The 23,680-nt window shown below is 42.7% G+C and carries 18 protein-coding genes; 1 reads left to right on the forward strand and 17 read right to left on the reverse strand.

The genetic code is table 11. The features are described 5' to 3' along the window. Positions 1-233 precede the first annotated feature (233 nt). From GGQ95_RS00695 to GGQ95_RS00715, 5 genes are all read right to left on the reverse strand, one after another. Entirely contained in the window at positions 234-1,043 is an 810-nt protein-coding gene (locus tag GGQ95_RS00695) for a carbohydrate ABC transporter permease (RefSeq protein WP_066147745.1), read from the reverse strand. Between the two features lie 80 nt (positions 1,044-1,123). Beyond that, entirely contained in the window at positions 1,124-2,002 is an 879-nt protein-coding gene (locus GGQ95_RS00700) for a carbohydrate ABC transporter permease (RefSeq protein ID WP_066147617.1), read from the reverse strand. A gap of 76 nt (positions 2,003-2,078) precedes the next feature. Continuing rightward, complete coding sequence (locus GGQ95_RS00705; protein ID WP_183186341.1) at positions 2,079-3,398, reverse strand: extracellular solute-binding protein; 1,320 nt, start codon at positions 3,396-3,398, stop codon at positions 2,079-2,081. An 83-nt stretch (positions 3,399-3,481) separates the two neighbouring features. Beyond that, positions 3,482-4,267 carry a response regulator transcription factor gene (locus GGQ95_RS00710; protein WP_066147613.1) on the reverse strand — a complete coding sequence of 262 codons (786 nt, stop codon included), beginning with the start codon at positions 4,265-4,267 and terminating at the stop codon, positions 3,482-3,484. Next, positions 4,264-6,009 (reverse strand): cache domain-containing sensor histidine kinase, encoded by a 1,746-nt coding sequence (locus GGQ95_RS00715; RefSeq protein WP_244963549.1) that lies wholly within the window; start codon positions 6,007-6,009, stop codon positions 4,264-4,266. Before GGQ95_RS00715 ends, GGQ95_RS00710 begins: the two co-directional genes overlap by 4 nt. 419 nt (positions 6,010-6,428) lie before the next feature. Between GGQ95_RS00715 and GGQ95_RS00720 the strand changes: the two genes are divergently transcribed. Further along, entirely contained in the window at positions 6,429-7,628 is a 1,200-nt protein-coding gene (locus tag GGQ95_RS00720; RefSeq protein WP_311975613.1) for an ROK family protein, read from the forward strand. A gap of 90 nt (positions 7,629-7,718) precedes the next feature. On the opposite strand, the gene GGQ95_RS00725 is transcribed toward GGQ95_RS00720, so the two are convergent. The 12 genes from GGQ95_RS00725 to GGQ95_RS00780 all read right to left on the reverse strand — a co-directional run bounded on the left by GGQ95_RS00725 (position 7,719) and on the right by GGQ95_RS00780 (position 23,644). After that, positions 7,719-8,702: an aldo/keto reductase gene (locus tag GGQ95_RS00725; RefSeq protein ID WP_183186227.1), complete on the reverse strand. Its 984-nt coding sequence runs from the start codon at positions 8,700-8,702 to the stop codon at positions 7,719-7,721. Positions 8,703-8,735: 33 nt separating this feature from the next. Beyond that, on the reverse strand, positions 8,736-9,785 hold the full coding sequence (locus GGQ95_RS00730) for an aldose epimerase family protein (protein WP_183186228.1): 1,050 nt from the start codon (positions 9,783-9,785) through the stop codon (positions 8,736-8,738). 43 nt (positions 9,786-9,828) lie between these two features. Beyond that, the gene (locus GGQ95_RS00735; protein WP_183186229.1) at positions 9,829-10,827 is read right to left on the reverse strand and encodes a Gfo/Idh/MocA family protein; all 999 of its coding nucleotides are present in this window, start codon (positions 10,825-10,827) and stop codon (positions 9,829-9,831) included. A 386-nt stretch (positions 10,828-11,213) separates the two neighbouring features. Continuing rightward, positions 11,214-12,704, reverse strand: coding sequence for an L-arabinose isomerase (gene araA, locus GGQ95_RS00740; protein ID WP_159719700.1), 1,491 nt, complete (start codon positions 12,702-12,704; stop codon positions 11,214-11,216). A 20-nt stretch (positions 12,705-12,724) separates the two neighbouring features. Next, positions 12,725-14,410 (reverse strand): ribulokinase, encoded by a 1,686-nt coding sequence (locus GGQ95_RS00745; protein WP_156450506.1) that lies wholly within the window; start codon positions 14,408-14,410, stop codon positions 12,725-12,727. 10 nt (positions 14,411-14,420) lie between these two features. Beyond that, positions 14,421-15,107: an L-ribulose-5-phosphate 4-epimerase gene (araD, locus tag GGQ95_RS00750; protein WP_066147597.1), complete on the reverse strand. Its 687-nt coding sequence runs from the start codon at positions 15,105-15,107 to the stop codon at positions 14,421-14,423. Between the two features lie 93 nt (positions 15,108-15,200). Then, positions 15,201-16,295 (reverse strand): GntR family transcriptional regulator, encoded by a 1,095-nt coding sequence (locus tag GGQ95_RS00755; RefSeq protein WP_080861736.1) that lies wholly within the window; start codon positions 16,293-16,295, stop codon positions 15,201-15,203. A gap of 218 nt (positions 16,296-16,513) precedes the next feature. Next, positions 16,514-17,734 (reverse strand): multiple monosaccharide ABC transporter permease, encoded by a 1,221-nt coding sequence (mmsB, locus tag GGQ95_RS00760; RefSeq protein WP_080861734.1) that lies wholly within the window; start codon positions 17,732-17,734, stop codon positions 16,514-16,516. Positions 17,735-17,739: 5 nt separating this feature from the next. After that, the gene (gene mmsA / locus GGQ95_RS00765) at positions 17,740-19,275 is read right to left on the reverse strand and encodes a multiple monosaccharide ABC transporter ATP-binding protein (protein WP_183186230.1); all 1,536 of its coding nucleotides are present in this window, start codon (positions 19,273-19,275) and stop codon (positions 17,740-17,742) included. A gap of 72 nt (positions 19,276-19,347) precedes the next feature. Further along, positions 19,348-20,424: a multiple monosaccharide ABC transporter substrate-binding protein gene (chvE, locus tag GGQ95_RS00770; RefSeq protein ID WP_044745419.1), complete on the reverse strand. Its 1,077-nt coding sequence runs from the start codon at positions 20,422-20,424 to the stop codon at positions 19,348-19,350. Between the two features lie 184 nt (positions 20,425-20,608). Continuing rightward, positions 20,609-21,832: a response regulator transcription factor gene (locus GGQ95_RS00775; protein WP_044745420.1), complete on the reverse strand. Its 1,224-nt coding sequence runs from the start codon at positions 21,830-21,832 to the stop codon at positions 20,609-20,611. A gap of 12 nt (positions 21,833-21,844) precedes the next feature. After that, a complete protein-coding gene (locus GGQ95_RS00780) occupies positions 21,845-23,644 on the reverse strand; it encodes a cache domain-containing sensor histidine kinase (RefSeq protein ID WP_044745489.1) in 1,800 nt (599 codons plus the stop codon). Positions 23,645-23,680 lie beyond the last annotated feature (36 nt).

The following is a 23,680-nucleotide window of genomic DNA, read 5'->3' on the forward strand; positions in this document are numbered from 1 at the left end:
GAATCATCGACAATCGAGAGCAAATCTATAAAACTGGTTTTGTCGAACAACCAAGATTCAGAAAACAGTGATCCATAGCTCCATCAACGAATGTGTGAAGCGCTTCGTTGGCCAATCACTTCTCGATCGCCGAAAAACCACACACTCCCTTTTAAGCGGAAAAGGCTAAAAAGCTTCGTTTGATTGATCGATCGTTTTCAAGCTATTCGTTCTCTTATGCCATCAAACTCTCTTTATCCCTTAATGGCACCGGCCGTAATCCCTTCGACAATTTTGTCACTGAGAAAAAAGAAAGCGATTAAAATCGGCAAAACACTAATCATCAGCGTGGCACCAATGGCTCCCCAATCGGTCGTATATTGCCCAATAAAGTTTTGAATTCCTACAGTCAAGGTTTTATATTGCTCAGAGCTAATAAATGTATTAACAAACACAAATTCATTCCAGTTGTAAATCATATTAATAATGGTAGTCGTGACAATGACAGGGGATGTCATCGGCAAAATCACTTGGAAAAACATCCGATGGACAGAGCATCCGTCAATAATAGCCGATTCCTCCAATTCGCGCGGCAAGGAATGGTAAAATCCAAGTAAAATCATGATCGTAATCGGCAAATTAAACCCGATATTTGTTAAAATGATCGACATTGGATGGTCAATTAATTGAAGTTTAGTAAAAAAGCCGAATAATGGAATTAGTGTGGAATGCACGGGTATCATCAACCCAACGATAAACATCCCTAGCACCACGTGTTTCAGTCTCCAATTCATGCGCGTCAGCGCGAATGTAGCAAAACTCGCCAACAAGACCGTAAAAATGACTGATACGGCAGTAATCCAAACACTGTTGAAAAAATAACGGCCAATGTCTCCCTCCACCCATACTTTCACATAATTTTCCCAGCGAGGTGGAGACGGAAGCGCCAATAACGGCGTATTAAAAACCTCTTGATTATTTTTAAGCGAAAAGAATAACAGCCAAACAAGAGGAAGGATTTGAAAAATAGCTAAAATGATTAAGATGGCATAAAAAATGGCCATCCCTATTCTTTTCCCTAGGGCTCGAAAGGATGATAACGAAGCTTCCGTTTTTCCTGACACTAGTGCTTCCCCCTTTTGTGCTAATACTGGATTTCTTCATTTGAACGGGTAAGTTTTCTAATCAACCATGTCACTAAAACGCAAATCAGCAGCAATGAAAAAGCGACGGTGCTTCCATATCCGAAATTAAAACTGCGGAATGCCTTTTGGTACATATAAGAAGCGATGACTTCACTCGCGCCGTTTGGCCCCCCGCCCGTCATCACATAGATTAAATCAAAGTATTTTAACGAACCGACAACAGCTAGCACAATCGTGACTTTAACGACTCCCGCAATTAACGGAAGCTTGATTTTATAGGCGAGCTGCCACGGATTAGCACCGTCGATTATTGCCGCCTCCATAATCGATGCGGGAATGCTTTTTAAAGCAGCATAATAAATCAAAATATAAAATCCGGCATATTGCCATATAATCGGAACAAAAATGGAATATAGGGCAATCGAAGGATCAGCCAGCCAGTTTGGCGGATCATCTATTCCTAGAAACAGGAGAAAATGATTTAACATCCCGTTCGATGGGTGATAAATCCGTAACCATAGCTGAGCAATGGCAACTGAAGACAACAGCATCGGAATTAAATAAATTTTTCTTAATAAATGGGCTCCCTTGATTTTTCCTGACAGTACGAGAGAAACCGCCAAATAACCGGCGAGGCTGATCACGGAAAACACCGCCAGCAAAAAGGAGTGGTATACGCTTTTCCAAAACATCTTATCTTTTAGCAGCTCTTTATAATTATCGAGCGCGATAAACTCCATGCGTCCGATGCCGTCCCATTTCATGAAACTGTAATAGCCCGTCATCACGATCGGAATGTACACCAATGTCAAAAGCAGCAGCAAAGACGGCAAAATATAGAGCGCAATGACTTTTTTATCGGACATCATTTTATTCATGCTGTCTCCTCCTTTCTCATTGGACAAAAAGGACATATATGGCATATGTCCTTTTTGTCGTCCTTCTTTTCTCTCATCATTGCGTCTTAGACAGCACTTCTTGATGCTGTTTAGCGAAGTCTTTCGGTGTCACTTCTTCACCAAATAACGATTGGATTAAATTTAAATGTGTTTGCGCTGCTTCCGGGTTCATTTGCACATCGGCAAATAATGTAATATTGCTAGCTTTATTTAATTCATTGAGCACATCGATATACATTTGCGGCAGATCGACATTAGCCGTGTTCACTTTTGTTGCTGGAATGACACCCGCTTTTGTGACTGACTGCTCGCCCCATTTTTCAACGAAAAATCTTACAAACTTTTTCGCTTCCTCCTTCGCTTTCGAATTTTGCGCTACAAACAATCCGACTCCCGGTCCTCCGACCCAGCTATCCACATTTCCTTTTCCGCCTTCAACAACAGGGAATTTAAAGAATCCGACTTTGTCGCGAAACTCCTTTGGAACATCTTCATTTGTTGTAAACTGCGGCAAATCCCATGTTCCCATTAAATACATGGCTGCTTTTTCATTGGTAAACTCCGCTTTTGCTTCATCGTTCGATAAACCGTTAAACCCTTTGATAAACGCTTTCATTTTGACGAGGTTTTGGACTTCTTCCGCCGCTTTGATTAATCCTGGGTCTTCAAATGTGCCGCTTCCGTTTATCGCGTTTTTTAACGTGTCAGCGCCGCCGATTCGATCGGCTAAATACATATACCACATCGATCCCGTCCAGCGATCCTTATTGCCTAACGCGATTGGGGCTACGCCATTTTTCACAAGCGTTTGCACCACATGCTTGAATTCTTCATATGTTTTAGGGACTTCTAAATGATATTTCGCAAAAATTTCTTTATTATAGTACACAGGAGTGATGTTAAGCTCCAATGGAAGGGCATACGTTTTGTTGTCAACCGCATATGCTTCTGTTGTCCCGGAAACAAACTGATCTTTAAGACCACCGTCTAAAACATCATCTAAAGGTGCAAATAAATTCCCTTTCACGTATGGCTCTAAAAATCCTGCTGCCCAAGTCATCCCAACATCAGGAAGCTCATTGGAAGCTGCTAATACTTTTAGCTTGTTTTTATATTGTTCGTTTTCGAGAATTTCCGTTTTGACTGTTACATTCGGATTTTCTTTTTCAAACTCTTTAATAATGTCATTAACAATCATATAGTGCTGCTTTGAGCTTCCGGCAGGCCAAAGATGCATAAATGTAAGCGTCACTTTTTTCCCGTCTTCGGGTGAAGCTCCATTTTCATTGCTTGAGCTGGAGCTAGAGCAGCCTGTGACGGCTAGCGCCAATACGAACATCATGCCGATCAGCCATGAATGCGCTTTCTTTTTCAACAAAGCCATTTCCCCCTTTGAATCTTTTTGGTTTGCTAAGATTATATCATTGGCTGATGGGGAAATAAGGCCACACTCATTGCCTAAAATTCTACTTTTTTTAGATGTTGCTTTCTGAAGCGATAGGGAGTCATTCCTTCAAATTCTTTAAATACTTTAATAAAATATTTCGCTGTTTGATAACCGACAGATTCGGCAATTTCTTCAACAGATAAATCGGTTGCCACCAGCAAGCTCTTGGCTTTCTGTATCCTGCATCTTGTCACATATTCACTAAAGGTCATATCTGTTTCTTCTTTAAAAAGGACACTAAAATAGCTTGCATTCAAATGTACATGCCTAGACACATCGCGCAGGCTCAATGGCTGATGCAAATTTTTATGAATGAACTGTATGGCTTCCCTTACGGAAGAAGAGCGGATATGTTCTTGAATTTGAATGACTTGATGATCGATCATCTGTGCCAGCATTTCTGATTTTTTTCGCTCTTCCAATATCGCCAGCGCCTGTTCCACCGCCTCAATGAGTTTATGTTTGCTGACCGGTTTGAGAAGATAATTGACCACTCCTAATTTGATTGCTTTTTGGGCATAGGCAAATTCAGAGTAAGCGGAAATAATAATCACAACTGGCTTATGCTTGTGCTCCGCAAAGGCCTCGATCAGCTGAAGCCCAGACATTTGCGGCATGCGGATATCTGTTAAGATTAAATGAACGGGGCGCTGTCTCAGAAGCTCGATTGCTTCATCCCCGCTGGCCGCACAAAGAATCTCGCATGTTCCCATCGCCCAAGCATCCAGCGTTTTTTTCAGTCCGATTCGCGCTCTCGGTTCATCATCGACGACTAAAATCGTCTTTACATCCATCATCTTTGTTCACCACGCTTAGGGATTTTCATAGAAACGTGCGTTCCTTTTCCTAATTCACTATGAATGAACAGCCTTCTATCTTCTCCATAATAAAGCTGCAAGCGCCGATTGACATTGATGATCGCCATGCCGCTCCCTTTCAAAAGGGAAAACTCTTTATCATAGAGACGCTTACGGATCTCTTGAACGGTTTGTTCCTCCATTCCATGTCCATTGTCCGTAACTTTAATGATTAAATCAGAGGAATCGCTGTCTTCCTCGATGGTGACCCAAACAGAACCCGGCTCCGCCTTATTGCCGATGCCATGCAAAACAGCATTTTCTACTAGAGGTTGAATCAGTAGCTTAGGAATAGGAATCTCTAAATATTGAAAAGGAACAACCATATTCCATAAAAGGCGGTCTCCCCACCTTAATTTCATGATCTCAAGATAGCGGCGAATATGTTCAATTTCCTCGCGAAGCGTTACCCATTCATCGTTCTTTGAATGGCTAATCGTATAGCGAAACAACTCGGACATATTTAGCACAAATTGCGATAATTCCTCTTCTTCTTTATCGACAAGTGACCAATATAGAGCATCGAGCGTGTTAAAAAGGAAATGAGGGTTAATTTGCGCTTGCAGCGCCTTTAGTTCAGTGCGGTTACGTACCAATTCTTTTTCATAAACAACTTGAATCAAATGATTGATGTTGTCTACTAATGAATTGTACGTATTGTTTAATTCATTAATCTCAATAGTAGAAAAAATAGGCGGACTCGGCTTTAATGTCCCGTTTTTTCCTCGCTTCATGATTTTGGTTAGCCTTAAGATCGGCTTGGTGACTATGGTCGAGAGAATAAAGGAGAAGATGAGAAAAATGAGAAAGCCGATAGCTCCTGAAAGTAGGATCGCATTTTTTAAGATCGAGAGGCCACTTGTCAGCACCTCTACTGGTGTCATCATAACAAGCAACCAACCGGTCAGGGGGGATCGCTGTTTGACCACAATATACTCCTTTTCATCTTGCTTGATCATCCGCTGTGGGGTATGCAAAATAGGAGCAGGATCTCCTTGAAAATTAGAAAAAATAGATTGGAAATCATGATCGACAAGCAGCATATAGCCTTTTTCCTCTGTTTCATTGCTATAAACGTCCGTTAGTTGAAAATAGTCGCGATTCACACGTACTAATAAATACCCTCCTGGAGAAAACCAGCGGTCCATTAAGCGAATTTGCCGAATCGCTAAAAAATCTGAAGAGGCTGGATCTCGTCCAATCCAAACAATCCTCCCCTTCGCATCATTCGCTCTTTGAATCGATAAAGCTCCTATGCGATTGACCAAATCCATTTCATTCAGCGGGAACACTCGTTTGTAATGATTCGTATAAAGTTCAAAGGAATGAATACCTTGGGAATACGTTTGGTACGAATTGACGATTTGCATTAAATATTGCCGTTCGCTAAACCCAAGCAAATGGCCTCCAGCCTCTTTTAAAAGCAATTTTTGTACATACGCGTCTGTCGCCACTTGATTGGTCAATGCATCCAGTTGTCCATAAAGCGCTTCCAATCTGCCGTTTGCCTGAATGGCTGTTTGGCGAATTTGCTCCTCGGCATTTTGTTTTAATAACACCGATACGAAATGAAATGTCATCATTCCTACGAAGAGCAAGACAAATGTCATGACGAATATAAAAACGATTAGAATTTGGTTGCGAAGAGTATTAAAGCGATTCAATTTTTCTCTTATCTTCATATTCAGCAAGACACCTACCATTTATGACGCACATATTACATAGATGAAAGATCGCTCGCAGGATCAGAGCAAATTATAGATGTTTGCGACGGTAGGAGACAAATCACAGACTTGTCTCCTACCGTCATACCTGCATATTGGCGTAGGAAATCGTAACACGGGATGATGCCGCTAACAGAAAGATTCACTCCGTTCTATATCGATGCAGCCCATGGATTCACTCCCCCCGTCGACAGCTTCGTTTTTACAAGCTCACCTATTCTTTCATCCAGCATTTTGAGCAAAAAAATCGTTATTGCCGAACAAGTCTAAATGTTGCAAAATTTAATTTTATTATACCTTTTGTTTGTTTATGTGACAAACAAAGTTTGCCAACCATCTAGAATTGCCGTATAAATTATGATACATTGGTACATAGGGTGATTCATTTGACAAAAGTAACGGGAAATCCACATCTAATTAAAAAAATTAATAAGTCGCTAGTGCTTGAGATGATAAGAACACAGGGTCCTTTGTCGCGAGCTGATATAGCACAGCGTTCCGGACTGAATAAAGGGACGGTTTCTTCCTTAGTCAAAGAATTAATCGAGGAAGAGCTCGTATATGAAATAGGCCAAGGAGAATCAAGCGGCGGACGGCGGCCTGTTCTGCTGCTGTTTAATGAAAAAGCCGGCTTCTCGATCGGCATCGATTTAGGGGTTCACTACATTTTGGGAGTGTTAACAGACCTCCAAGGAAACGTCATAGCCCAAAAGCGAGTGTCTTTTCAAAATAAAGGGTATCAAGCGGTATTGGTTCTTATCAAAGAAACCGTTCTCTCTCTGCTTGAACATATGCCAAAGAGCCGCTACGGATTGGTCGGTATCGGAATGGGCGTACCAGGAATTGTTGATAAAACAGGGACGGTGCTGTTTGCTCCGAATTTATCGTGGAAGGATATCCCTTTAAAACAGGAAATGGAGGCTGTCTTTCATGTTCCTGTCGTCATTGATAATGAAGCCAATGCGGGAGCATATGGAGAAAAACGCCTCGGCGCCGGACAAGAATTCGACCACATTCTTTATGTGAGCGCTGGCATTGGCATCGGTGTCGGTTTGGTGCTTAACGGTGAGCTTTATCGAGGAACGAACGGCTTCGCAGGCGAAAGCGGCCATATGACGATTGACATCGACGGACCCGTTTGCCGCTGCGGAAATAAAGGATGCTGGGAGCTGTACGCCTCAGAACAAGCCATTTTGGAAAAAGCCAAACAGCAGAATGTTGTTTCTGAAACAAAAGAAGTTTCTTTGGAGACTTTATTAAGCTTGGCCAAGCAAAATGATCAAAAAGCCATTCAGTTATTTGCTGAAATTGGCCGCTATTTAGCGATTGGAATCAATAACCTTCTCAACACCTTTAATCCACAGCAAATCATCATCGGCAACCGCCTTTCGATGGCAAAACAGTGGATTAAGCCGGCGATTCAGCAAGCGCTCTCTTCTCGCACTTTGCCGTTTCAGCCAACCCATTTAAGCCTTCATTTTTCTAAGCTATCCATTGATTCAACGGCACTAGGAATGGCTTTGTTTGTCATTGAAGATTTTTTGAAAAAAGGAGAAAAAATACAAGTGTTTCTATAACCAGCTCTCATCGACCGTTGAGAAGCAAGTGACGAGCTGATAACAAACAAGGGGATCCCAGCATGTTTTATGGGATCCCCTTTCTTTTAGTTAATACGCCCCTCGAATAAACGGATGCACTTCGTTTTGATAAAACTCGGCTAATTTTTCCTTTTCCTCCGGGCTAAAGGAAGGAACCATGGCAGCTTGCAAATTGTCCTCCACCTGTTTAATCGTCTTAAATCCTGGAATGATGCATGTAATTGAGTCATGATCTAAAATCCAGCGAAGGGCTGCTCTTGTCATATTTCCTCGGCCATTGGCAATCCACTCTAGCTGTTCGCTGAGCTCTACCCCTTTATGGAACTCAAGGCCGGCAAATGTTTCTCCGACATTGAAATGCTCGCCATTTCGATTAAAGTGGCGATGGTCACCTTCTGCAAACGTTGTCGTTTTTGTAAATTTTCCTGTCAGCAATCCGCTGGCCAGCGGCAGCCGCGCCAATATGCCTACTCCCTTCTCTTTCGCCTGTGGAAGCAGCTTTTCTAAAGGTTTTTGCCGGAAAATATTAAAAATGACTTGCAGCGCTTTGACGTTCGGATTGGCCAAACAAACAAGCCCTTCCTCCACCGTCTCAACACTGACGCCGTAATAACGGATCTTCCCTTCTTGCTGCAATTGATCAAGCACTTCAAACACACGACCATCTTTCAGCACTTCCAGCGGCGGGCAATGGATTTGATAGAGATCAATCCGCTCACGCTGCAGGCGCTTTAAGCTCCCTTCACAATACTTGCGCACCTGTTCCGCAGAATATGTGCGGAAATCATGAATATCGCCCGCCCGGCAAAATTTTGTCGCGATGTAGATGTCGTCTGCTTTTCCTTTTGTCGCTTTCGCTAGAAGTTCTTCACTGCGTCCATCTCCATATACATCGGCCGTATCGAAGAAGTTTACACCAGCTTCAATCGCCCGCTGCAACCCTTTTAGTGCCTCTTCTTCATCCGTCTGTCCCCATGATCCGCCAATCGCCCATGTCCCAAAGCTAATTTCACTTACCTCAAGCTCGGTATTTCCTAAACGGCGATACTTCATGACTTTCTCCCTCCATATGTAAGCATCTATTTTTTAATCAGCTACGCCAATCTGATACTTCGTTACAGAAGAATAGGTGTCACCTGCACGCAAGATCGGGCTAGGAAAGTGCGGATGATGAACAGCGTCCGGCAGTCCTTGTGTTTCTAGGCAAATGCCAAGATATTTCCTTGACGGCACGCCGCCTACATCCAATTCTTCTGGAAACTGGTTCGACGTGTACACGACCACCCCAACTTCATCCGTCTCAACCGTCAATACCCGGCCGCTCTCTCTGTCATAAAGCACAATCTCGTTGTCATGATGCCGATCCAGCCAAAACGGATGGTCATACCCCCCACCAACCAACTCGATTTGCGGATGCCCGGATGCGACGGCCTCTCGTATGCTCTTTCCTTGCCGCAAGTCAAACGGCGTGCCAGTGACATCCAAGACGCGGCCCGTGGGAATCAGCTCCTCATTCAACTCCAGCACGCGCGAGCTTTGAATCATCAACATGTGATCCAAAATATCACGTTTGCCGTTGCCGCTTAAGTTAAAATACGTATGATTGGTCAAACTCAACGGGGTATCCTGATCGGCGATAGCCTGATACGCAATGCTCCATTCGTTGGCGTGATTCAGCGTATAAGTGACTTGGACATGCACTTGGCCCGGATATCCTTCTTCACCATCAGGACTCGTATAAGAAAATTGCACTCCGGCCTCATGATTAGCTTCAATGACTTTCGTATCCCAAATCACGCGATGAAATCCATTGATCCCTCCATGTAAATGGTTCCCATTCTCATTTTTATGAAGCGCATAGGTTGTTCCATTCAACTCAAAAGATGCTTGATGGATTCTGCCTGCTACTCGCCCGATAACAGCGCCGAAATACGGTTCATTTTTTATATAAGGAGTAAAGTCATCAAAGCCAAGTACGATATTTTCATAGTTTCCATGACGATCGGGAGCGATTAGTTTCGTAATAATACATCCATAATTAAGGCATGTCACCTCTACGCCGTTGTCATTGATTATCGTAAAAGCGACAATAGGGCGCTCTGACAGCTCTGCCCATTTTTTCTCAATGATTTTCATCGCCGCGGCCCTCCTCTATTAGTAAAAAAACGCTTGACACTCATCATGCTAGCGGTACTTTTCTTCCCGTTTCTGCCGATATCCGGCATGCCTCCAGCACTCTTGCCTGCTGAAGCATCGCCTGATGGGAGTAGCTTGGCTGCTTTCCTGTCAAAATGCATTCAGAAATGTGTTCAACCTCAAGCACATATTGATCGCCCGTCACTATTTCCTCGCGCACTTCACCAGAAGCGGTTTGCACCACGATCAATCCCTTGCCATCGTGCAAATCGGGCCGATATGCCCGCGGTACGGTCAGTTTTCCCTTTGTTCCAATGATTTCATATTCATTGCGCCAAACCGCTTCAAAACTACAGTCAAATAAAGCATGAACACCATTGTCCATTTTCATCCATCCGCTTGTCGCTACATCAACCGAATGCTGGTTGTCATAGCTGGAATGAACGGCTAATTCAATCGGCTCCGCATTTAATAGATAACGAGTGGAATGAACGCAGTAGCAGCCAATATCGAACAGGCTTCCGCCGCCTAATTGTGCATTCATCCGGATATTATTTTTGCGTTCCTGAAGATCAAACGAGAAGCCCACTCGAATGGTCTTTATCTCTCCTATTTTACCTGAAGCAAGAATATCTTTCACTCTTTGATGCTGCGGATGAAACTGATACATAAATGCTTCCATCAAAATGACTTGATTCTTTTTACAAGCCGCCACCATATTGCTGACATCTTTTTCACATAAAGCGGCCGGTTTTTCGCACAGCACGTGTTTTTTATGTTCTGCTGCTTGAATGGTCCATTCGGCATGCAAACTATTAGGAAGTGGAATATACACAGCATCAATATCAGGATCGTGAAGCAAAGCTTCATAGCGATCATAAGCCTTTGCAATTCCCAGCTGACGCGCCGCTTCATGCGCTTTTCCGCTCTCGCTTGCAATCGCTACCACTTCAGCATTTTGCGAACGCTGAATCGCAGGAATCAACGTTTCTCTTGCAATCGCAGCGGTGCTTAAAATCCCCCAACGGACTTTAGAACTCATCTTTCTTCACTCCTTTTACTAACCAAGACCTATGGTTGGCAGTCGCTTAGCCAACACAATATCGTATTGTTTGAAATTTCTAAAAACGAATCGTAATACTTCCATCATAGCAAGGTTTAGTTAGTTTGTACAGGAAACAAACTAATATATTTATCGACAGGTTCTTTCAACAAACAAAACTAAAAGATCTGCAAATAAACGACCCTTCCCCTTGCTTTATCTGTCTTATTTTTCTAATTCCGTTCAAAATATCAATCTTTATTAATCTCCACCTATTCTCTTCTAATCATCAATTCCCCAATCAATGAGCCCTGGACTGATGAATAAAAAAGACATGAGAAGCAATTTCCTCCCCCATGTCTTTTGATTGCGTTCACTTCAACATCTTAGCGATACCGCCATACTACTTCATTCCACATGAGCTCATTTTTGATCGTTTGCGGTGAAGTGCGCTCATCGATAACTACACATTCAATGCCGCCCATTTCCGCAAAATCTTGCAATTGCTCCGTTGTGACGGCAAACGAGAAGCATGTATGGTGAGCGCCTCCGGCTAAAATCCATGCTTCTGCGGAATCGCGAAGTGACGGGCGTGGTTTCCATAAAACTCTTGCAACTGGGAGATTAGGTATTTCCTTTTCTATTTTAACCGCATCCACCTCGTTCACAATCAATCGGAAACGATGTCCAAGATCAATTAGGCAAGCATTCACCGCTGATCCCGCATCACCATCAAAAACAAGACGGGCCGGATCCTCTTTTCCTCCGATCGACAGAGGATGAACTTCAATTCTCGGTTTTGTTGCGGCAATCGTCGGGCACACTTCAAGCATATGGGCGCCGAGAATCATTTCGTTGCCCGGCTCAAAGTGGTACGTGTAATCTTCCATAAATGACGTTCCTTTGCCATTGGCCATCACTTTCATAAGCCGAACAAGCGCAGCCGTTTTCCAGTCTCCCTCGCCGCCGAAGCCGTATCCTTCCGCCATAAGCCGCTGAACTGCGAGCCCTGGAAGCTGCTTCATGCCATGCAAATCCTCGAACGTCGTCGTAAAGGCAGTAAAGTTCCCATCTTGTAAAAAGGCTTTTAGTCCAAGTTCAATCCGCGCCTGTTCACGGATCGACTCGCGAACAGGCCCTTCTTGGCGGCCGGCTGGTACAATGTTATACAGCTCCTCGTATTCATCAAGCAGCTCGTTCACTTTTTGTTCGGAAATATCGCGGATGTATTGGACTAAATCCCCAACGCCATAGCCGTTGACCGACCAACCGAATTGGATTTGCGCTCCAACTTTGTCCCCTTCAGTAACTGCTACTTCGCGCATGTTGTCGCCAAAACGGGCCACTTTTAGATTTCGGCTTTCCGCAAAAGCGACAGCCGTCCACATCCATCCTGCCATTTGCTTAAGAACATCCTTCTCCTCCCAATGACCAACGATCACTTTCCGGGCGATCCCCATTCTCGCGCCGATAAATCCGTATTCCCGATCACCGTGGGCTGATTGATTTAAGTTCATAAAGTCCATATCAATGCGATCCCATGGAATGTCACGGTTAAATTGAGTGTGGAGATGCAATAGCGGTTTTCTTAGCTGCGACAGACCGCCAATCCACATTTTCGCTGGAGAAAATGTATGCATCCATGTGATCATCCCCGCACAAGCGTCATCGGCATTCGCTTCTATACAAAGCCTACGAATGCCATCTGCCGTTGTAGCAATTGGTTTCAACACTATTTTAAATGGAAGAGCGCTATCCTGATTGAGCCCTTCCGTTATTCTGTTGGCATGAACCTCCACTTGGGATAATGCCTCTTCCCCGTATAAATGTTGGCTTCCTATGACAAACCAAAATTCATATGGACGTAACTGTAGCATCCAATCTCTCCCCTCATTGATTAAACATTGGATTCTTCTAATCTTGCGTTTTCTTTCAATGCTTTTAATCGCTTCATCACATGATTTCCGCCGCGCCCAAAATAGTCATGAAGCTTTACATACTCTTGATAAAGCTGCTCATAAATAGCCACATTTTCCCGTATCGGCTGAAATACTTCATCGCGGACCCTTCCCATTTTTTGCGCCGCCTCTACAATCGATTCATATCCGCTGTTTTCTTTGCCGGCAGCGACGGCTGCAAACATCGCTGCTCCAACAGCCGGGGTATGCTTAGAAGCTGCCACTTTAATAGGACGATTCGTTACATCGGCATAAATTTGCATAAGCAATTTATTTTTTTGCGGCAGTCCACCGCACGCATAAAGCTCCTCCACTTTGACACCGCTTTCAACAAAAGCATCAATGATTCTCCGTGTGCCAAATGCCGTCGCTTCAAGCAAAGCTCGATAAATTTCTTCAGGTTTTGTCAGCAATGTATAGCCAACGATGAGCCCCGTTAAATCGGCATCGACCAGCACCGAACGGTTGCCGTTCCACCAGTCCAAGGCAAGCAGCCCGGTTTCTCCCGGCCGATAGGCAGCAGCCCGCTTTTCGAGCCATTCGTGGACGTTGCCCCCTTCTTTTTCCGCCGCTTCTTTGACATATGCCGGAACGCCTTGTTCGACATACCAAGCAAAAATATCACCGACCGCTGATTGTCCTGCTTCATAACCGAGATAGCCAGGGATGATTCCGTCTTCAACGACACCGCACATTCCTTCCACATGTTTCTCTTCTGTTCCGAGCAGCATATGGCAAATAGAGGTTCCCATCGCCATGACAAGCTTTCCGGGTTCTACCACACCAACTCCAGGTACAGCGGCATGGGCATCGACATTTCCTACGGCGACCGCTGTTCCTGGAAGCAATCCCATCATTGCCGCCATTTCATTGCTCAGTCCGCCCGCTTTAGTTCCGAGAGGAATGATTTCGCCGCGCAACTTCGTTTCTGTTAAGTGTTCCAGCCGCGGATCAAGCGCTTGGAAAAACTCCTTGCTTGGATAGCCGTCTTGTTTATGCCAAATCGATTTGTAGCCTGCCGTGCAACTGTTCCGCACGATTTGTCCCGTCATCTTGAAAACAACCCAGTCAGTCGCCTCTAAAAAGAGGTCGGTTTGCTCGTAGATGTCCGGCGCCTCATTTAAAATCTGCCAGATTTTCGCAATCATCCATTCGGATGAAATTTTCCCACCGTATCTCGGCAAAAATGCTTCTCCTCTTTTGGCAGCGATCTCATTTAACTTGTTCGCTTCACCTTGAGCCGCATGATGCTTCCATAATTTGACCCAACTGTGCGGCCGATGCTTAAAGTTCGGTTGGAAACAAAGCGGCTCGCCGAAAGCATCAACCGGTAACATTGTACATGATGTAAAATCAATGCCAACACCAATCACATCCTCAGGACGAACACCCGACTTTTGCAAAACGGCAGGAACCGCCGTAGCTAATACTTCGATATAGTCTCCGGGATGCTGGAGCGCCCAGTCTGGCTCCAGCTTTATATTCGATTCTGGCAGTGCTTCATCGATCACTCCATGAGCATATAAAGTAACATGATCGGCGATTTCGTTTCCCTCTAAATCGACAAGAACCGCTCGCCCAGACTCCGTTCCATAATCAATGCCAATCACATATTTCATCATGATATCCCCTCCGTCATTGCCCATAGTAAGCGTTTACTCCATGCTTCCGAAGATAATGCTGATCTAATAAAGATTGATCTATTGTCTGGACATTTGGATTCAGCTGATATGTTCTCGCTGCCATTTTTGCTACTTCTTCAAGAACGACGGCATGATAAACGGCCTGATTAGGATCTTTCCCCCAAGTAAAGGGACCATGGCCATGAACGAGCACTCCAGGTACTTGCATCGGATCAAGAGAATGGAACGTCTCCACAATGAGGTTTCCCGTCTCTAGTTCATACGCTCCTTTAATTTCCGCTTGCGTCATTTTTCTCGTGCAAGGAATTTCTCCGTAAAAATAGTCGGCATGTGTCGTTCCTAACGCCGGAATCCCTTTTCCAGCCTGTGCCCAGATCGTCGCCCAAGGAGAGTGCGTATGGACAATGCCGCCAACCTGAGGAAACGCTTTGTATAAGACTAAATGCGTAGGAGTATCAGATGAAGGCTTTAAGTTCCCTTCGACAACCTTTCCTTCTAAATCAACAACAACCATATCCTCTTTTGTCATTTTTTCATAAGCGATACCGCTTGGCTTAATGACCACAAGACCTTGCTCACGGTCAATGCCGCTGACATTTCCCCATGTAAACGTGACCAATTTCTGTTTGGGAAGCTGTAAATTCGCTTCCCAAACAAGCTGTTTTAACTCGTCAATCATCTCCCCCACTCCCTAATAAAAATGATGTCACCTCCATTATAATTTTGTACGTACAATTTTTCTATAGTTTTTTGAAAATTTTATTCAAATATTTTAAACTCTTTTCGTCGAATCACGAATAATCAGTTCAGGCTGGTATACAATATCCTCTACTTCTTCATGTTGCTTTTCAATCATTTTCACGAGCATTTCAGCTGCCCTCACCCCCATGTCCACTTTTGGATGGCGAATGGTGGTCAACTTCACTTCTGTCGCTGTAGCAAATGTCGAATCATCAAAACCAACGATGGAAATGTCGTTAGGGACACTGAGCCCTTGCTGCCGAATGACATCTAATAGTTTGACCGCCAGTTCATCATTGTAGCACACAAACGCAGTTGGCCTTGCTTCTTTAGGCTGCTGCAAAAAAAGGCGTGCTGCTTCTAATGGCTTCGTGTCTCTTTCCTCTGTCATATAAGAGATAAGATGGCCTGTCGTCAGCGGCATGCCATGCTCTTGATGTGCTTGAATAAAGCCTTTGAGTCGATTGACACCTTGCAAATCATCCGTTTTGAAAAACCCCGCAATCCGTCGATGCCCAAGCTGGATTAAGTGATCGGTAAGCAAATAACCACCACGCGCATCATCCATTTTTATGTACGGACAATTCATTTCCAAATATCGCTCGTTAATCATCACGTAAGGAATGTGCAGATTGTTAAGCACTAAATAATAGTTTAAATTAGGGTTCCCTTGGGCGCTTTTTGTCGGTTCGATGATGAGGCCACTTAGCGGCTGCTGAATCATCGCCTCTAAATGTTCCCGTTCCTTATCCTTATTATTGCCTGTGCTGGCTAAAAGCAGCCGATAGCCTTTTTCATAAAGGGCTTCCTCCGCTCCTCGAACAATGTGGGGGAAAATATAATCAGAAATATACGTCGTTAAGATCGCTACCGTTTTGGTGGTTTCTTGTTTTCCTATTGATTTGGGCTTAGAAACAAACGTTCCGCTTCCTTGGATTTTATATAGCCATCCTTCATGCTCAAGTTCCCCCAACGCCTGGCGAACGGTATGGCGGCTTAACTGAAATTGGGTTACAATTTCATATTCTGTCGGTATTTTTTCATCCGGTTTTAATTTCCCTGACTTTATCCAAGATAAAATTTCATTTTTTAACTGCAAATACTTTGGTATATTTTTATCCTTCATATGTTCACCGCCTTATGACCAAATATCGATTTGCAAATGGGCTCATTCACTATCCAGATTGTCTTGCTTAGTTTCAGCATTCCGTTTCATTTTGCAACGGTCGAAGCATCGGCACCATCTATCATTCATTATAACAGTTTTTATTTGTACGTATATATAACATGGCATTTTTTTCATAATAAAAGAGGGGGCTCCCCCTCTCTTTCACACACTTGTCCCTAAGCTGATTTGTTTTTATTATAAATATCGAAAGCGACAGCCGCGAGCAGCACAAGTCCTTTAATCGCTTGCTGCCAATCAATTCCTAAGCCAAGCAGCGACATCCCATTGTTCATGACGCCCATTACCAAACCACCGATAATCGCTCCGCTTACACTTCCGATTCCCCCGTATGCCGATGCTCCGCCAATAAAACAAGCAGCAATGGCATCTAGTTCAAATAAATTCCCAGCTTTCGGAGTGGCTGCGTTTAAACGGGCAGCAAAAATTAATCCGGATAATGCGGCTAAAACTCCCATATTGACAAATACCCAAAAAGTGACTCTTTTCGTCTTTACACCTGACAGCTGTGCCGCCTTCTCATTGCCGCCGATGGCATATATATGACGGCCAGCAATGGTCTTGTTCGCAACGAAGGAATAGACAGTAATCAAAACGGCTAAAATTAGCAAAATATTAGGAATTCCCTCATAGGTGGCTAGCACGTAAGCAAAAAGATTAATAACCGCCAGCACCCCAATTAACTTTGCGATAAACACAGCTTGATGTCCTACTTCAAATCCGTATTTCTTCTGCTCGTTTCTTTTTCTTATTTCAAGCCATAAAAATAGCAGGGACAATAGAGCGGCCAGCACCATTGTGAAAATATGAAGGCTGTCTCCATGAAATACGTCTGGAATAAAGCCAGAGCTTATATTCTGAAACGATTTTGGAAACGGGGCAATGGACTGTCCTTCTAAAATAACCATCGTCAATCCCCTAAATAATAGCATGCCCGCAAGCGTAACAATAAAAGCAGGAATTCTCACATAGGCGATCCAAAAGCCTTGCCACGCTCCAATCAATGCTCCCAGCAGCAAACAAACCAGCACCGTCGCCGTCATGGAAACATGATGTTCAACCATTAAAATGCCAGCTAAAGCCCCTACAAAAGCTGCTACCGAGCCAACGGATAAATCAATGTGTCCGGTAATAATGACAAGCATCATGCCGATGGCTAAGATGAGAATATAGCTATTTTGGAGAATTAAGTTGGTTACGTTTAAAGGACGCAATAAAATACCGTCTGTTAAAATTTGAAATAAACCGATAATAAGTACAAGTGCTACGACCATGCTGTAGCTGCGAATATGATTTTTGATTGTTTGTGCAAACAGCCTTGTTTTGCTTTCATTTGCGGCTGAATGATGTGAAGACATTTTTTGTGTTGGTACTTGCATGCTGTCTACCCCCTCACCCTTGTTTTGGTCATGAGTTTCATCAAGCCTTCCTGTGTCGCCTTATATCGATCTACTTCCCCGGTTATTCTTCCTTCACTCATCGCATAGATTCGATCACACATGCCAAGAAGCTCTGGCAGCTCCGATGAGATCATTAAGATCCCCTTTCCTTCTTGAGCCAGCTGGTTCATGATCGTATAAATCTCATATTTCGCTCCAATATCAATCCCGCGTGTCGGCTCATCTAAAATCAAAATGTCCGGTTCCGCAAACATCCATTTTCCTAATACAATCTTTTGTTGATTTCCGCCGCTTAGCTTTTCCGCTTTTTGAAAAACACTCGGTGTTTTAATTTTCAATCTGTTTCGGAACTTTTCAGATTCGATGATTTCCAGATTCTCATTGACAATAAACCACTTCGCGATTTTATTTAGACGAGACAAGGTCATATTTTTACGAATATCCTCCATTAAAATCAGACCGTTTCCTTTCCGATCCTCTGTTACATAAGCAATGCCCTGCTCAATGGCCTTGCTAACATTCCGAACATCAATTTCCACGCCATTTTTAAAAATTTGTCCGCTAATTTTTTTTCCATAAGATCGCCCAAAAAGACTCATTGCGAGTTCGGTTCTCCCTGATCCCATCAAACCAGCAATGCCGACAATTTCTCCTTTACGGATATATAAATGAACATCATCAATTACTTTTCGTTCATGCTGAAAAGGATGATAAACGTTCCAATTTTTCACTTCAAATATGACTTCGCCAATTTTTGATTCCCGTTTGGGATAACGGGCTGTTAAGTCCCTTCCAACCATTCCTTTAATAATCCGATCTTCTGTCACATGATCTTTCTTCATATCTAGCGTTTCGATCGTTTTTCCATCCCGCAAAATCGTAATGGAGTCAGCAACACGTGCGACTTCGTTTAGCTTATGAGAAATAATAATCGCGGATACTCCTTGCTTTTTCAATTCTAATAAGAGATTTAACAAGTTCTCGCTATCAGCCTCATTTAAGGCAGCAGTTGGTTCGTCTAAAATGAGCAATTTCACTTTCTTTGCTAACGCCTTAGCAATTTCCACAAGCTGCTGCTTCCCCACTCCGAGAGTCCCCACTAACGTATGAGGCGATTCATCTAATCCGACTTTACTGAGCAATTCTTTCGTTTTAGCAACCGTTTCATTCCAGTTGATGATCCCTCTTTTTGCCTGCTCATTTCCTAAAAAAATATTCTCTGCAATTGATAAGTACGGAATTAAGGCCAATTCCTGATGAATAATCACAATTCCTAGCTGCTCACTCTGCTTAATATCTTTAAACTTGCATACCTCTCCCTTAAATAAAATCTCTCCATCATACGTTCCGTACGAGTAGACGCCGCTTAACACTTTCATCAACGTTGATTTTCCTGCCCCATTCTCCCCGCAAAGCGCGTGAATTTCACCTTCCCGTACTTTTAAATTCACATTATCAAGCGCTTTCACCCCAGGGAATTCCTTTATAATCCCCCTCATTTCTAAAATAAACTCGGACATATGTCTTCCTCCTTGCGAGAGAGTACGGATATAAGGGGGATCAATGCCCTTGTATCCGCCTTTCTCTTCGATCTATTTCTCTAAGTCTTCTTTTTTGTAATAGCCGCTGTCCACCAATACTTTTTCGTAGTTAGATTGATCCACCGAAACAGGCTCAAGCAAATAGGATGGTACTATCTTTACCCCATTGTTATATGTTTTTGTATCGTTAACCTCTGGTTTTTTTCCTTTTAATACAGCATCCGCCATTTCAACAGCTTTTTTCGCTAGTTCACGTGTATCTTTAAATACTGTTTGCGTTTGCTCACCAGCGATGATCGATTTCACCGACGCTAATTCGGCATCTTGTCCAGTTATAACAGGCATCGGCTTGCTGGTTGTGCCATAGCCAACTCCTTTCAGCGATGAAATGATACCGATGCTAATGCCATCATAAGGTGACAAAACAGCATCCACTTTTTCATTCGTATAATGGGCACTTAGCAAATTGTCCATTCTTGCTTGCGCAGTTGCTCCATCCCATCGTAACGTGGCTGCTTGATCAAATTTTGTTTGACCGCTGCGAACCACCAATTTTCCGGAATCAATATAAGGCTTTAATACAGACATCGCCCCATCAAAAAAGAAATAGGCATTATTATCGTCAGGCGAGCCCGCAAACAGTTCAATGTTAAATGGACCTTTCCCTTCCTTCAATCCTAGTTTTTGTTCGATGTATGTCCCTTGCAATACTCCAACTTTAAAGTTGTCAAATGTCGCATAGTAATCGACATATTTGCTGTTTTTAATCAGACGATCGTAAGAGATGACTTTAATTCCTTGTTTATGCGCCTTTTCAAGAACATCCGTCAATGCCTCGCCGTCAATCGGAGCAATAACTAAAACATTGACTCCTTTTGTAATCATGTTTTCAATTTGCGATACTTGATTTTCAACGACATCTTCGGCGTATTGCAAATCGGTTTTATAACCAAGCTTTCGAAATTCCTTTTCCATATTTTTTCCGTCACTAATCCATCTTTCCGATGATTTCGTCGGCATTGAGATGCCTACAAATCCCGCTTTGCCATCGCCTGCTCCATTTCCACTACATGCAGTCAACGCAAAGGCAAACATAAATAAAATCATGAATGACAACCATTTTTTCATAGCTTTTTTCTCCCCCTTTTATAAAGTGATTGAATAATTACCTAAAATATAGCACCAAGATAATTTTCAGTCTTTTCAATAAAATAACTATTTTTATAAAAATTTGACTTACTTAAAGCGCTTTCAAAAAAAGAAGAGCTATTAATAGCTCTCACTTAACCAATGGAAACTTACGCGGATCCCTTTATAGTAAATTTTCATGAATTTCTTTAAAAAGGAAGGCCCCCTTACGATATTGATTTGGAGGGATTCCAACTGTTTTCTTGAAAGCTGTGCTAAAATAATGCTGTGTTTCATATCCTACTTGTTCGGAAATTTCATAAATAGGGAGTTCGGTAGAAGTCAATAACTGAATAGCCTTTTTCATTCGGGCTTCTGTTACTAAATTAACAAATGATACTCCAAGCTCTTGTTTCATCATGCGGCTTAAATAAACAGGAGACACGTTTAAAAATTGAGCAACAGATTCCAATGTTAGCTTTGGATTCGAAAAATGCTCTTGAATATATTGTTTGGCGCGGCGCACAATCGGAGAAATATTCGTTTCTTTATAAATTAGTTCTTTACAATGCTGATAGGCCTCAGCTACCTTTCTCATCCCTCCCTCGATGCTTTGTATGTAAACGTTAGTCTGTACATTCAAATATTGTTTCAGTGTTTTTTCAATGGTTCGGATCATCCCTTCATCAATTTGCCCCCAAATACAAGCGACGATAAATCCAGCAGTATCTCGAAACATTACATGACAATCAGTAGACAGCAATTCAGACGCAATGTTTTCGATTGCAAAAAAGAGCAGCTGCTTATCCCGGTCATTGAGCAATGGCTGATGATTAAAAAAATCTTGCCAATAAATCATTGCTAATTGATTCGGGGCAGATGAAGGAAGCTGGAAAAAGGAAAGTTGCGCCATAATTTCTTTCTCTGTCAGCTCGCCATGGATCCATTTTAAACAAAATTGTTGCCGGATGAGCGAAAAGTTTTTTTGAACCTGCTCCGACAGCATCCTGATGTATTCGTTTTGCTTGAACCCTTGTTCCAGCGCTTGTTTTATTTTCATTACGACCTCTCGCAAATGCTGAGGATGAGTCGGCTTCAATATATAATCGTCAACCTGCAAACGAATCGCTTCTTGTGCATAAGTAAATTCATCGTATCCGGTAATAACCACCATTCTGCATGCAGGCAGTTTTTCACGAATCTGCCTCATTAATGTAATGCCATCCATCATTGGCATATTCAAATCAACAAAAAGAACGTGAATCTCATGATATACAGCCAGTTCTAACGCTTCTTCTCCATCCTCAGCTTCCGCGATTATCTCCATGTCAAATTCTCTCCAATTGATTGCCTCTCGTATTCCTTCGCGAATAATCGGTTCATCATCAGCAATTAACACCTTCCACATCTCTCTTTCCTCCTACATCGCTTGTCTAACAATTGGATGGATCATCGTCACGGTCGTTCCTTTTCCTTCTTCACTGTCGATCCATAAACCGTAAGTACTCCCAAAGGTTAATTGCATTCGCGCTTGCACATTCAACATTCCATATCCCTGCACCTTTCCTATCTCCTTTTCTTTGTCACGAGCCGTAAAATCAACCGTTAAGTCTTCACGCAAAGATGACAATAATTCTTTTGACATTCCGACACCATCATCATGAATGCGAATGATCAGCTTTCCATCCTGTTCCTCAGCTTGAATCAAAATATGGCCAGGTCCTCTCCGCTGCTTGATACCGTGATAAATCGCATTTTCTACTATCGGCTGCAAGACAAGCTTTAAAATATATAAATCTTGAACGTTAGAAGCGATGTCAAATGTATAGTTCAACTTGTCTCGATATCTCGTTTTTTGAATGCTTAAATAGCTTTGAATATGTTCCATTTCTTCCGCAAATGAAATGATATCCCTTCCTTTGCTTAATCCGATGCGAAATAGCTTTGACAACGCTTCCACTACTTGGGCTACATCCTCCGCTCCTCTTTTTCTAGCCAGCCAATGAATCGTATCTAACGTATTGTAAAGAAAATGAGGTTTAATATGCGCCTGCAAGCTCCGAAGCTCCGCTTCCCATCTTTGTCGTTCCTTCCACTCTACAAGAGAAATGAATTTTTGGATTTGATCGAGCATTCGATTAAAACTTCTTCCTAACATACCGATTTCATCTGCACGAACACTGTGATAGCGGCTCGTTAAATCGCCTCCCTCTACTTTTTTCATAAATGAGATCAATTGTCTGATCGGTCGTGATAGCGAATGAGCCAAATAGTAAGAAGCGCCGATACCAATAAGACAGACCAAAAATACAAAACAAGTGACATAAAAACGGATTTCCATGATTTCTAACGCTGATTCTTGATTGGAGAAGACCCCAATCGTTGTCCAGCTTGTAAACGGTGAACGCTGATAAATAAATTGCAAATATTGTCCATCTACCTTCTTGCTAAATGTTCCGGAATCCCGATTGCCAAGCCATTGAGCCGGGATATTCGCGATAAGCGGATGGGCAGGTGAATAAATATTTTCGCCGCGATGATCGATAACCATTAAGTATCCTGATTTTCCTAAACGAACACTTTTCACGGCTTCCGCAATAACACGCAGCTTTAGGTCGATTAAAATCACTCCTTCTACCTGCTGAGTTTCTGGATTTAAAACGGCTCTAACAACTGACACCACTTCCTCTCGTTTATAATTCGTGTGTGTTGTTACATTACGTTTCTCCGGGTGGCCAATAATTTTAAAAATGCCTTTATTTTGTACAGCCTCCTGATACCATCCTTCCTCTGTGAGCGGCTTAGCTGAACGGGTATACATTTCGTTGCTGATATACTCTCCTTTATGATTAGCAACAAGAATACCCGCAACTTCAGGATACAATGTTGTTAATCCGCGCAGAAATTGACGAATTCGATATTCATCGCTCGTTTCACCAATTCCTTGCATCCTCTCGTTTCCTTCTAAAAACTTTTTTATTTCTGGATTAAATGCTGTTAAATAGGTAATATTTTGCATATTATTCAAGTAAAACTCGAGCGTTCGATTTACTTGGTTAATCACTTGAAGTGTATTTTGATTAATTTGCCGATCAATAATCCGATCAACTGTCCAACCTGTTACGCTCCCAAGTCCGATGGAGGGAAAAATGATAATGAATAAAAAAAGGAAAATCAGCTTATAGCGAATAGGTACATTATTAATCTGAAAATATTTCATTTGCTTCAATCCTGATCCCTCATTTCTAGCATCCGC

Source organism: Anoxybacteroides rupiense (genome assembly GCF_014196195.1).
Taxonomy (GTDB): Bacteria; Bacillota; Bacilli; order Bacillales; family Anoxybacillaceae; genus Anoxybacteroides; species Anoxybacteroides rupiense.

Bases quoted from the DNA above. Each gene is read 5' to 3' on its own strand.
- GGQ95_RS00700 (WP_066147617.1), bottom strand. From the start codon at position 2,002: ATGAATAAAATGATGTCCGATAAAAAAGTCATTGCGCTCTATATTTTG.
- GGQ95_RS00725 (WP_183186227.1), bottom strand. From the start codon at position 8,702: ATGAAGTATCGCCGTTTAGGAAATACCGAGCTTGAGGTAAGTGAAATT.
- GGQ95_RS00695 (WP_066147745.1), bottom strand. From the start codon at position 1,043: ATGGCCATTTTTTATGCCATCTTAATCATTTTAGCTATTTTTCAAATC.
- mmsA (WP_183186230.1), bottom strand. From the start codon at position 19,275: ATGTCCGAGTTTATTTTAGAAATGAGGGGGATTATAAAGGAATTCCCT.
- GGQ95_RS00735 (WP_183186229.1), bottom strand. From the start codon at position 10,827: ATGAGTTCTAAAGTCCGTTGGGGGATTTTAAGCACCGCTGCGATTGCA.
- GGQ95_RS00710 (WP_066147613.1), bottom strand. From the start codon at position 4,267: ATGATGGATGTAAAGACGATTTTAGTCGTCGATGATGAACCGAGAGCG.
- mmsB (WP_080861734.1), bottom strand. From the start codon at position 17,734: ATGCAAGTACCAACACAAAAAATGTCTTCACATCATTCAGCCGCAAAT.
- GGQ95_RS00715 (WP_244963549.1), bottom strand. From the start codon at position 6,009: ATGAAGATAAGAGAAAAATTGAATCGCTTTAATACTCTTCGCAACCAA.
- GGQ95_RS00730 (WP_183186228.1), bottom strand. From the start codon at position 9,785: ATGAAAATCATTGAGAAAAAATGGGCAGAGCTGTCAGAGCGCCCTATT.
- araD (WP_066147597.1), bottom strand. From the start codon at position 15,107: ATGATTGACGAGTTAAAACAGCTTGTTTGGGAAGCGAATTTACAGCTT.
- GGQ95_RS00775 (WP_044745420.1), bottom strand. From the start codon at position 21,832: ATGTGGAAGGTGTTAATTGCTGATGATGAACCGATTATTCGCGAAGGA.
- chvE (WP_044745419.1), bottom strand. From the start codon at position 20,424: ATGAAAAAATGGTTGTCATTCATGATTTTATTTATGTTTGCCTTTGCG.
- araA (WP_159719700.1), bottom strand. From the start codon at position 12,704: ATGCTACAGTTACGTCCATATGAATTTTGGTTTGTCATAGGAAGCCAA.
- GGQ95_RS00755 (WP_080861736.1), bottom strand. From the start codon at position 16,295: ATGAAGGATAAAAATATACCAAAGTATTTGCAGTTAAAAAATGAAATT.
- GGQ95_RS00780 (WP_044745489.1), bottom strand. From the start codon at position 23,644: ATGAAATATTTTCAGATTAATAATGTACCTATTCGCTATAAGCTGATT.